Genomic DNA, 11,002 nt, shown 5'->3' with positions numbered 1-11,002 from the left:
GGAGGGTTTTTTCGATTAGGAAAGAGAAATATATTATTCGCTGATTTGGGTAAAAGAAAACATAAATACAATCAGTGAAATTAACTGGTTGGATATCAAGGATAATTTATGAAAAAACCACTAATCGTTTTAACCGTTACGTTGATGCTAGCCGGTTGTTCCACGTTGAAAACCGATCAGGCTATTCCACTCCTACAGGCGGAGACCGCTAAAATGCTGGGACTGGGCTCATCGGATGAAATAACTGTATCCAACGTTAATGGCGCCCAGCCGGACGCACTGGGAGGACAAAAACTCTCTTATCGCGCCACGACAGAAAAAGGGCGTATTTTCGATTGTTCATCGATGATGATGCCGGGAATTTTAGGATCTGCACCGACGCTGAGCGCGCCAACCTGTACACCAGTTGTCACACATAAATAATTAGCACCGCATTAAAAGGCGTACTGAAATAACGCCTTTTACGTTATCTGACGTATCTGAGTTTTCATATAAAAACGATGTTCCTGACATCATGCTAATGAGTACGGAGATAGCCCGTGAATAACTCTACATCACATTCTTTAGCGGTTAAGACACCGCTTTCCAGACTTTACCTCGCTCTATTTTCCGCGCCGCTGTTACTTTTTTTACCTGCCGATGTCGCGCGTGCAGCCGATGCCTTTTTTGATGGCGAGTCGCGTATTACCGAAACGCTGGGTTACACCGGAGATGTTTATGTTGGACGTAACCAACGCGGAAACCTGCTGATCGATAATGGCAAAATCACCGCCTATAACATCAATATCGGTCGGCTGTTCGACGGCCAAATTTATGAAAGCGTGGTCACGGTCCGTGGGCCAGACGCTGAGCTTAACGCGGTGAACGATCGGTACGTCCTGCGCGGCGACCTGAATCTTGGCCTCGGCACCCTGCGAGTCGAAGAGGGCGCGCTTGCGAGCGCGAAGGAGATCGTTGTCGGCACCACCCGCGGCTACGACAGCCACCTAATCGCCACGGGTGCCGGTTCTCGTGTGACCAGTAATTTTCTTAGCGTAGGCACCGATCTGGGCGCACGCTCTACGCTTGCGATTGAAGACGGCGCTGCGCTCAATACCGCTTACGATGCACGCATCGGCAACGGTACCGGACCGGGTGAAACCGACACGCTGAGCCCGAAAGCCACCGTCATGGGGAGCGGGTCACAGTGGAACGTTGGCCGTACGTTGACGCTTTATGGCGACCTGGACGTGCTGAACGGCGGGGTGGTTAACGTTGGCGGCGTGCAGGTGGCGGGCGTCTCCGGCGCAGGGAAAACCGCCGAACTGGTTATTGCGGGCAAGGACTCGCGCTTTACCAGCGGCAGCAGCGTGAGCGTGGGCGATTATGGCAATGGCGTGCTGTCTGTGATTGACGGCGGTTCATTTTCCGCAGGCAGCAATGCGCTGATCGTGGGGACATCGGGTTCCGGCTCGAACCGGGGTGCGCTCATTATCGGCAGCCGCGGCAATATGGACACCGGCACGGGTTTAACTGAGCCAACGCCAGGCACGGCGGGCGGCGCAGGTACCCTCGATGCGAAGACGGCAATCAGCCTGCGTGGCGGACTGTTCGGCAGCTATGTCTACTTCAACCATACCGACGGAAATTACCTCTTCGGCAACACGATGAGCGGTGAAGGTGATGTGATCAACACCTCCGGGCAGACGACGCTGAACGGCGATCTTTCCGCACTCAAGGCGAACGTAACCGCGCGGGGCGGTAAAGTCATCATTGCCAGCAATATTAATACCCAGCCAGAAGACGATATCTTTGACGTCCAGACCCTTAGCGCGGAGAACGGCGGCACGCTGATCCTCAATGCGACGGCGGGTTCAGACGTCAGCAACGGGGTGGGTTACAGCAGCGCCGCGTCAATCAAGTCCGGCGGCACGCTGGGCGGCAACGGGACGCTGGGCCAGACCGAGATCCTGTCCGGCGGACATATCTCGCCCGGCGACGGCAATATCGGTACGTTGACGCTGAAACGCTATCTGAACTTTATCGGCGAATCCTTCTATGACGTCGATATCGCAGGAGATGGCCGCAGCGACCAGCTACTGGTATCGGGCAAAACCACCATCAGCAATCAGGCTAAGGTACAGGTCACCGCGCTGGATCCGCAAACCAGCTATAAAACGGGCCAAAGCTACCGCATTTTGACCTCCGACGGGGGAATCGACGGTGAGTTCGCCGGAGCGATCTCCAAATCCGCATTCCTCGACGTGGCGCTTAAGCAAAGCACCAACGCCGTCGATCTGACCATCGCGCAGAAAGAGACCGGTGGCGAGAATCCTGGAGGAGAAAACCCCGGAGGCGAAAACCCTGGCGGTGAAAACCCCGGAGGCGAAAACCCCGGTGGCGAAAATCCTGGCGGTGAAAACCCCGGAGGTGAAAACCCGGGCGGTGAGAATCCTGGCGGTGAAAACCCGGGCAGCGGCAAGCCGGGCATTTTCCAGACCGTGGCCCAAAGCAGCAACCAGTGGAATACCGCTGGCGCACTCTCCACGCTGACGCAAAGCGGCCCGTCGCTGGCGCTGTATAACTCGCTGCTTCTGCTAAGCGCACCGGAAGCGCGCGAGGCGTTCAACCAGCTTTCTGGTGAAGTTTATCCGTCAATGCAGTCCAACCTGATCGCTGGCAGCACGCAGGTGTTTAACGTGTTAAACCAGCGGATGCAGCGCGCGTTTGATAACGACAGCCTGCCGATACCACCGTTAGCCATGTCGCTGGTGCAGCAGCCGGAGCCGCAAAACAATGGCGTCTGGGGCCAGACCTTCAGCTCCTGGAGCCGAAACAGCGGCGACGGTAACGTGGGCAAGCTGGACGGCAACACCACCGGCTTCCTGCTGGGGGCAGATCGCAAACTGGCGGACCATAACGTGCGTGTCGGCGGCTACTTCGGCTACAGCCGGGGTGATTATGACGTCGACAGCCGTCGCTCCTCAACGGATACCGACAACTATCACCTTGGTCTGTATGCGGCGGGTCAACAGGATGCGTTCTCCCTTCGCGGCGCGCTGGGTTACACCTGGCACAAGATCGAAGGCGAGCGCAATGTTGATTTCAGCGGCTTCTCGGATCGGCTGAAGTCAGATTACGACGCGAACTCCCTGCTGGCGTTCACCGAAGCGGGCTACCGTTTCGGCCAGCCAGACAGGAATATTGAGCCGTTCGTCAATTTATCGTACATCCGGCTGCATACCGACAGCTTCAGGGAAGACGGCGGTGCCGCTGCGCTGAGCGTCCGTAACGAAACGATGAACACCTTCTATACGACACTCGGGTTGCGCGGTGTGACCGAGTTGCCGAAGCACGTTAACCTCTACGGTTCGTTGGGCTGGCAGCACGCCTATGGCGATAAGAATACCTCTTCGCGCATGGCGTTTGCGGGCAGCGACGCGTTCATTACTCAGGGACAGGCCGTGGATGAGGATGTGATGCTCGGTGATATCGGCGTGAGCGTACAGCTGTCGCGTGCTGCGACGCTGGATGTGGGTTACCAGGGACAATATGGTGCGGATACCCGCGTCAACTCTGTTAACGCCAATCTGCGCTGGTCGTTCTGAATTATTTCCATTAAAAGAACCCGCCCTCGTGGCGGGTTTCTGGTTTTGGCTTCTGACAAAGCTAGGGATCGTTCCCAACCACGTCCAGCAGTTTGTTTTTAAAGATAAACAAACACGCCTCGTTGAAGTTCCCTGCCCCTAACCGCTCCGACAGCACCGTTCGCTTGCGATAGAGGCTTTTAACCGACATATTCAGCTTATCTGCAATCTCTTCCATTGACCTCCCTGCCTTCAGCAACCTGATCATTATCGCTTCGTGTCGACTCAGCCGTAAGTTAAGCAGCCATTTGGTTGTCAGACGCCTGCCTTTCATATCAAGCACCAGATTGAATAACGACGCCATATCCGGAGCCGTAAGCGACGTGTTCATAAACAGCTTCATACTGAGAAGATCCTCCTCTCGAGGACGCATATCCAGCATAACGCAGCAGATCGTTTTTCTCGTTCTGGCCGGATGGCGTATCAGGTAATCATATAAACGGAGCGGCGTACGGCTATCAATCAGTACAGTATATTCATTTGCGTCGGTATCAAATATGTTTCTGTCTATCGAACTGAGGCAAATTATATCCGGGAAAAATAGCCGCATCCCCCTGACAAGGAAACAATCCTGAGTCACTAACACTATTGAAGTCGCCACTAACCATCCCTTTTAGATTAAAGCAAGCCCGCCTCTTAAGAAACAAGAACGCTTTCGTTTATAGCGTTTTACATTAACGGCAAATGTTTTCTGGCTTTGATCATCCCTCAATATGACATTGGTGAGCTAGACTTTTTGTAGACTATCACTCAATGCCTGGCGTTAATTATAAATAAAAAAGAATTTCAGAAAAGTCACTTCTCTGAACATTAAGAATTTTTGTCATGAAACTTCCCAAACATGCACCAGAAAGTACTTTAATTAACTCAGCAGAACTTCATTTCTAATATAAAAAAACAGGAAGCAGCAAAAGAAAAAACATTTAACATCAATCAGTTAAAAAGAACAATCCTGCACTGAATTATCTAAAAAACTTACTTCTTCCAGAATTATCTCAAAACCTCCCAGCCGCTTTTCAACTTATTTATCCCCCAACATATCGGGTGTACATTAAGCCCAATCAGACCACTGAGATGAGGGCTCATAATTACCTTTAAGTAAGTACCCCATAACGTAGCATCATTCAGATTTAATGTTCTCCTTTATGCCCTTTAACACAGAGTTAAAAGGCGGCCGTGTTATGCAATGGATTCACGATAAACAAATGGCAAATAGATATGGAAAGATCGCTTAGCTTCACTACGTTATTCTTTTATCGCACCACAATATTATTGCTCCTGCTTTTACTCTTTCCTGTTCTGGTTCAGGCTGATGAATCCGTTTATGAGCATCAGATACAACAGGCACGTAACGGTAATTACGCTCTGTTTCTTGATTACCTACAGCGCTATGAGCAACAGCATGCTTTAACACCCGGACAGGTTGCGGACTGGTTACAGGTAGCCTCCTGGGCAGGACGCGATGATGAGGTTATCCGGGTCTGGCAGCGTTATGGTATTTATATGCCGCTGCCCGCTCGCGCCATCGCTGCCGTCGCCCAATCCAGAAGAAACCAAAAAGCCTGGCCATCCGCCTTATCGCTGTGGAAAGAGGCGCTCAGCCTTGCGCCAGATAACGACGATTACCGCATCGGCTATGTTAAGACCCTGGCCGATGCCCGCAGAGATCGCCTCGCGCTTTCGGAAGCCCGGCGGCTGGTTAAGGACAATCCTTCTCCCGCGCACCTTGAGACGCTCTCCTATGTCTGGATGCGCCAGGGTAAAAACGGGGACCGGCTGCTGGCGGACATGCGCGCACTGAACGCCGCACCCGGGAATAATGCCCTTCTTCGCGAGACGATCGATGTGTTAACGGAAAACCGGGTGAGCACGCCCGCACTCTGGCTGTCGCAAAGCGCGGCGATGTCTCCCGCGGAGCGCCGCCGCCTTGAGCGTAACGCCGCGGCTGAAAGGGTACGCCTGGCGGATGTGCCTGGCAGAACGGAGAAAGAGCGCCTGCGGCTGGCACAAAACGCGTTAGATCGCTATCACGCCCTGCTTTCCCGCTGGCAAAACGAACCGCAGGCGGCTGAAGACGTCGTCCTTGCACGTATCGATCGGCTTGGCGCCCTGTATGCGCAGGGTAATTACCGGCAGGTCATTAGCGAATATGAGGCGCTGACGGCCGCACAGCATCCGGTACCGGACTGGGCCATCGGCTGGGTGATCTCGGCATATTTGCAGGAGAAAAACACCGTCGCCGCCTTCTCGCTTGTGCAACGCTATCCACACTACGCCTCCGATCCGCAGGATGAGGAGCATGCGCTTTTCTACGCCTGGCTGGATACGGGGCAGTATCAGACCGCCCGCCACTACGTTGAGCGCGAGACCCGCAGCGTTCCCTGGACCCGCTACGATTTCGGATCCCCGACCGCTCAGCCGAACGATCGGTGGCTCACCGGACAGTCTCTCAAACTTAACTATTTGCTGGCGACCAACGCCCTGCCGGAGGCCGAAAAGCTGTCGTATCGTCTGGCATCAACGGCGCCGGGAAATCAGGGGTTACAGATTGATTATGCCGCCCTGCTTCAGGCCAGAGGCCTGCCGCGCGCGGCCGAGCAAAAGCTTAAACGAGCAGAGGCGCTTGAACCCGCGAATCTGGAGCTTGAAAAACAGCAGGCTTACGTCGCAATGGACCTTCAGGAGTGGCGCCAGATGGATTTACTGGCTGCTGACGTAATTGCTCGCGCCCCCGCCGATCGCAGCGCCCGTCGCCTGGACAGACTCAGTGCGGTCCACCATATGTCTGAGCTGCGTCTGAACGCGGGTAAAGGATTGCACTCAGATAACCCCGTCAGCGGTAGCCACGACATGAGCTGGGACGCCACGCTCTATGGCCCGCCCGTGGCGGATAACTGGCGGCTGTTTGCCGGCGCCCGCTATGCCCAGGGGAATTTCGACGAAGGTAAAGGCACCAGCCGCCACCTGCTGGGCGGCGTTGAGTGGCGCCCCCGTGACCTCACGCTCGAAGCCGAGCTCTCCAGCAACCGCTATCACGGTACAAACAGGCCGGGCGCACGGCTCTCAACAACCTACAGCCTGAGTGATAACTGGCAGGTCAGCGGTAACCTCGAACGCTTGTCACGCGCCACACCCTTACGGGCATTACGCAATGGGATCAGCGCCAACCGGGGTGAAGGTGGGGTGCGCTGGTATCAAAACGAGCGACGTGAATACCAGTTCAACGCCGCCGTCAGCCGCTTCTCAGACCACAACCGCCGTCAGGAATACACCCTCTCTGGGAAAGAGCGTCTCTGGCAGACCCCGACCCTGACGCTGGATCTCGAACCGGGGATCGCCGCCAGTAAAAACAGCCTGCGGAATACGCTCTATTACAACCCGGCACGGGATCTGTCCGTGACGGCTGCCCTGTCCGTTGACCATGAGATGTACCGCCACTACGACACCCTCTGGAGCCAGCAGTTCGTGGCAGGAGGGGGCAGCTACTGGCAGAAAAATCAGTCCGCGGGTGCCGTTACCCTGCTGGGTTACGGGCAACGCATCCAGTGGAACAACGTTGTCGATACTGGCGTGATGCTGAACTGGGATAAGCGCCCTTACGACGGCAAACGCGAGAGCAATCTCTCCGTCACGTTAGATGCGACTTTACGCTTTTAAGGATGAATATGCTGAACACACGTTTTTCTGTAAGCCTGATCGTCATCGGCTGGCTCTGCCTCAGCGCGAGCCTCTGCGCGCAGCCGCTATCCTTTATGTCCCCTGAAGAGAGGCCGCAGCTGGAGGCCAGCAAACCGTGGCCGGAGAATCAGTTTCTGGTCCTGGCCTACCACGACGTTGAAGATGATGCCGCCGATCAGCGCTACCTCTCCGTTCGCACCAGCGCGTTAAACGAGCAGATAAGCTGGCTTTTGCACAACGGCTATCACGCCATCAGCGTGCAGGACATTCTGGATGCGCATGAAGGGAAAAAAGCGCTGCCGCCGAAAGCCGTTTTGCTCAGCTTTGACGACGGCTACAGCAGCTTTTACACCCGGGTCTGGCCCCTGCTTCAGGCCTGGAACGTTCCTGCGCTGTGGGCGCCGGTGGGCAGTTGGGTGGATACGCCGGCAAATCAAAAAGTTAACTTCGGCGGTCTGATGACGCCCCGCGATCGCTTTGCCACCTGGGATATGGTACGAGAGCTCAGCCAGTCCCCGCTGATTGAGATTGGCTCGCATACCTGGGACTCGCATTACGGCATTCCGGCCAACCCGCAGGGAAGCCGTGAACCCGCCATCGCCAACCGTTTTTTCGATAACGCGACGGGGCATTACGAAACCGATGAACACTTCAACCAGCGGATCGCCGCAGACGTACGGAAAGTCACCGATAAAATCACCCAGGTGACGGGAAAAGCGCCGCGTGCCTGGGTGTGGCCCTATGGGGCTGCCAACGGTACGTCGCTCGCTATCGCCCAAAAACAGGGCTATCAGTTGGCCTTTACCCTGGAAGACGGGCTGGGAAACGTGCGCGACCTCGGCAACATCCCGCGCCTGCTGATCGCCGGAAATCCGTCGATAAAAACCTTTGCCAACACGGTTAGCCGCGTTCAGGAGTTTGACCCGGTGCGCGTCATGCATGTCGATCTCGATTACGTCTACGATCCCGATCCGGCTCAGCAGACGAAAAACATCAACAAACTCGTCCAGCGGGTCTACGACATGAAAATCAGCCATGTGTTTCTCCAGGCTTTTTCGGATCCGCGGGGCGACGGCAGGATCGATGCGCTCTATTTCCCCAACCGTCGGCTCCCGGTCCGGGCCGATCTCTTTAATTTTGTCGCCTGGCAGCTACAAACCCGCGCGGGAGTGAAAGTCTTCGCGTGGATGCCGGTTCTCTCTTTCGATCTCAGTCCAGCCTTGCCGCGCGTGCAGCGCCAGGATCGTCAAACGGGAGAGTTGACCGTGGCCGCCGAGCCCTATATCAGGCTCTCCCCCTGGAGTCCGCAGGTTCGCCAGCAGGTGACGGAGATCTATGAAGATCTGGCCCGCTATGCCAGCTTCAATGGCATCTTATTTCATGACGACGCGGTGCTGACGGACGTTGACGATGCAGGACAGGACACGACCCGACAGAAGAGTCAGCGACTTATCGGCTTTACACGCACCCTGAGCCAGGCGGTGAAAAACATCCGTGGCCCGCAGATCAAAACCGCGCGGAACATGTTCGCGTTGCCCATTCTCGAGCCGGAAAGCGAGGCATGGTTTGCGCAAAATCTCGATGATTTTCTGGCGGCCTACGACTGGACGGTGCCGATGGCAATGCCGCTGATGGAGTCCGTCCCGGCAGAAGAGAGCAATGCCTGGCTGACGCGTTTAGTCAAAGCCGTCGCCGCACGCCCCGGCGCGCTGAATAAAACGATTTTTGAGCTACAGGCCAGGGACTGGGCACAGAAACCGCAGCGTGCCGTAGCCGATGAACGTCTGATGGAGTGGATGCGGGTGCTCCAGCTGAACGGCATCAAAAATTACGGTTATTACCCCGACGACTTCCTCAACAACCAACCTGATATCTCACGTATCAGACCTGAATTTTCTTCGTACTGGTATCCTGACAATGACTGATCGCATTATCGCCTTCTCTATTTTGTGTCTGGTATTCGGGTTGCCGTTAGGCGTAGCCGCGCTGTTTACCGGCGAACTGATTCTGGACTTTGTCTTTTTCTGGCCGCTGTTTATGTCCGTGCTCTGGGTAACCGGCGGCCTCTATTTCTGGTTTCAGCTTGAACGGCACTGGTCGTGGGATAACGCAACACCCGCCCCCGCCTTAGCCGGTGAGCCGTTAATCTCGATTCTTATTCCCTGCTTCAATGAGGAACGCAACGCACGGGAGACCATTAGCGCCGCGCTGGGTCAGCGGTACTGGAATGTGGAAGTTATCGCCATCAACGACGGTTCTTCTGATAACACGGCGGAGGTACTGCAACAGCTGGCGCGAGAGCAACCGCGCCTGCGGGTGATTAATCTCGCGGAGAACCAGGGGAAAGCCGTGGCGCTCAAGGCCGGCGCTGCGGCGGCCCGGGGCGATTTGCTGGTCTGCATTGACGGCGACGCCCTGCTCGACCGCGACACCGCGGCGTATCTGGTGGCACCGCTGATTCAGTATCCCCACGTTGGGGCCGTCACCGGGAATCCGCGTATTCGCACGCGCTCAACGCTGATTGGCCGCATTCAGGTGGGCGAGTTTTCTTCCATTATTGGCCTTATCAAGCGAACGCAGCGGATCTATGGCCGGGTCTTTACCGTCTCCGGCGTCATCGCCGCCTTTCGCCGACAGGCGCTGGCGGATGTCGGGTACTGGAGCCCGGACATGATCACAGAGGATATCGACATAAGCTGGAAGCTTCAGCTTCGCCACTGGGATATCTTTTTCGAGCCGCGGGCACTGTGCTGGATCCTGATGCCGGAGACGCTAAAGGGGCTGTGGAAACAGCGTCTGCGCTGGGCGCAGGGGGGGGCAGAGGTGTTTCTGGTTAACCTGCGCAAGATGGCCCGCTGGGAGCATCATCGCATGTGGCCCCTGTTTCTTGAGTACGCGCTATCAACGCTGTGGGCGTTTGCCTATGGGGCAACCGTGGTGTTGTTCATTCTCAGCCATATTATCCCTCTTCCCGCGAACCTGGCCGTTGCGAGCCTGTTTCCCCCGGCGTTTACCGGGCTGCTGCTGGGTGTGATGTGCCTGCTGCAATTCCTCGTCAGTTTGTATATCGAGCGGCGCTACGAGCGGAAAGTGGCAGGCTCGCTGTTCTGGGTAATCTGGTTCCCGATGGTGTACTGGATGATTGGCCTGTTTACCACCCTCGTGGCATTTCCGAAAGTCATGCTTAAACGTAAACGCGCCCGCGCGCGCTGGATCAGTCCGGACCGGGGTAAAGGGAGCATTCAATGAACGAGAATACGTTAATTTTGACTGAACAGCGGCTGGCACCGCGTCTTTTCGATGCCGCATTAACGCTGATAGCCTGGGGAGGATTCCTGTTTTTCCTTTACGCCAGGCTGTGGATGCAGTTAACCGAGGAGGGCGATCACCGCTGGAGCGTGATTATCGCCTCTTTTAATACGGTGCTGGTCTATCTGCTGATTGCCGCGTTCAACGGCTGGCTGCTGATCCTGTGGTATCAGTACAATCGCCGCCGCGCGCATGTGAGGCGGCGTCATCCGGAAATGTTGCGCCATGACGAGCTTGCCCAAAGTTTTAACGTCACGCCGCAAATTATGTCCGAGATGAGCCAGTACAACCTGCTGACGGTTTACCATGACCAGATTGGCCGGATCATTGATTTGAAGATCAGCGAGCAGCAGGAAGAGGAAGAGCAGTAATGAAACGCCCCCGCAACA

7 protein-coding genes are annotated in these 11,002 nt (G+C 55.7%); 6 read left to right on the top strand and 1 reads right to left on the bottom strand.

Annotated elements, in window-relative coordinates; all coding sequences use genetic code 11:
• Positions 1-108 precede the first annotated feature (108 nt).
• The gene (locus tag H2Z33_RS12475) at positions 109-423 is read left to right on the top strand and encodes a lipoprotein (RefSeq protein WP_017382737.1); all 315 of its coding nucleotides are present in this window, start codon (positions 109-111) and stop codon (positions 421-423) included.
• Between the two features lie 116 nt (positions 424-539).
• The gene (locus tag H2Z33_RS12470; protein WP_063134832.1) at positions 540-3,587 is read left to right on the top strand and encodes an autotransporter outer membrane beta-barrel domain-containing protein; all 3,048 of its coding nucleotides are present in this window, start codon (positions 540-542) and stop codon (positions 3,585-3,587) included.
• Between the two features lie 61 nt (positions 3,588-3,648).
• Here the strand turns inward: H2Z33_RS12470 and H2Z33_RS12465 are convergent, their stop codons facing one another.
• Positions 3,649-4,176: a helix-turn-helix transcriptional regulator gene (locus H2Z33_RS12465; protein WP_045324834.1), complete on the bottom strand. Its 528-nt coding sequence runs from the start codon at positions 4,174-4,176 to the stop codon at positions 3,649-3,651.
• A gap of 668 nt (positions 4,177-4,844) precedes the next feature.
• Here H2Z33_RS12465 and pgaA point away from each other — a divergent pair.
• The 4 genes from pgaA to pgaD are packed head-to-tail and all read left to right on the top strand — an operon-like array spanning position 4,845 to position 10,984.
• Positions 4,845-7,283, top strand: coding sequence for a poly-beta-1,6 N-acetyl-D-glucosamine export porin PgaA (pgaA, locus tag H2Z33_RS12460; protein ID WP_063134831.1), 2,439 nt, complete (start codon positions 4,845-4,847; stop codon positions 7,281-7,283).
• A gap of 8 nt (positions 7,284-7,291) precedes the next feature.
• The gene (gene pgaB / locus H2Z33_RS12455; RefSeq protein WP_063134830.1) at positions 7,292-9,229 is read left to right on the top strand and encodes a poly-beta-1,6-N-acetyl-D-glucosamine N-deacetylase PgaB; all 1,938 of its coding nucleotides are present in this window, start codon (positions 7,292-7,294) and stop codon (positions 9,227-9,229) included.
• Positions 9,222-10,553 carry a poly-beta-1,6-N-acetyl-D-glucosamine synthase gene (pgaC, locus tag H2Z33_RS12450; protein WP_015571860.1) on the top strand — a complete coding sequence of 444 codons (1,332 nt, stop codon included), beginning with the start codon at positions 9,222-9,224 and terminating at the stop codon, positions 10,551-10,553. The genes pgaB and pgaC overlap by 8 nt, the downstream gene beginning before the upstream one ends.
• On the top strand, positions 10,550-10,984 hold the full coding sequence (gene pgaD / locus H2Z33_RS12445; RefSeq protein ID WP_032655018.1) for a poly-beta-1,6-N-acetyl-D-glucosamine biosynthesis protein PgaD: 435 nt from the start codon (positions 10,550-10,552) through the stop codon (positions 10,982-10,984). The genes pgaC and pgaD overlap by 4 nt, the downstream gene beginning before the upstream one ends.
• Positions 10,985-11,002 lie beyond the last annotated feature (18 nt).

The organism is Enterobacter sp. YSU, from assembly GCF_016082135.1.
Classification (GTDB): Bacteria; Pseudomonadota; Gammaproteobacteria; order Enterobacterales; family Enterobacteriaceae; genus Enterobacter; species Enterobacter hormaechei_C.
This window is presented reverse-complemented; position numbering and strand designations above follow the sequence as displayed.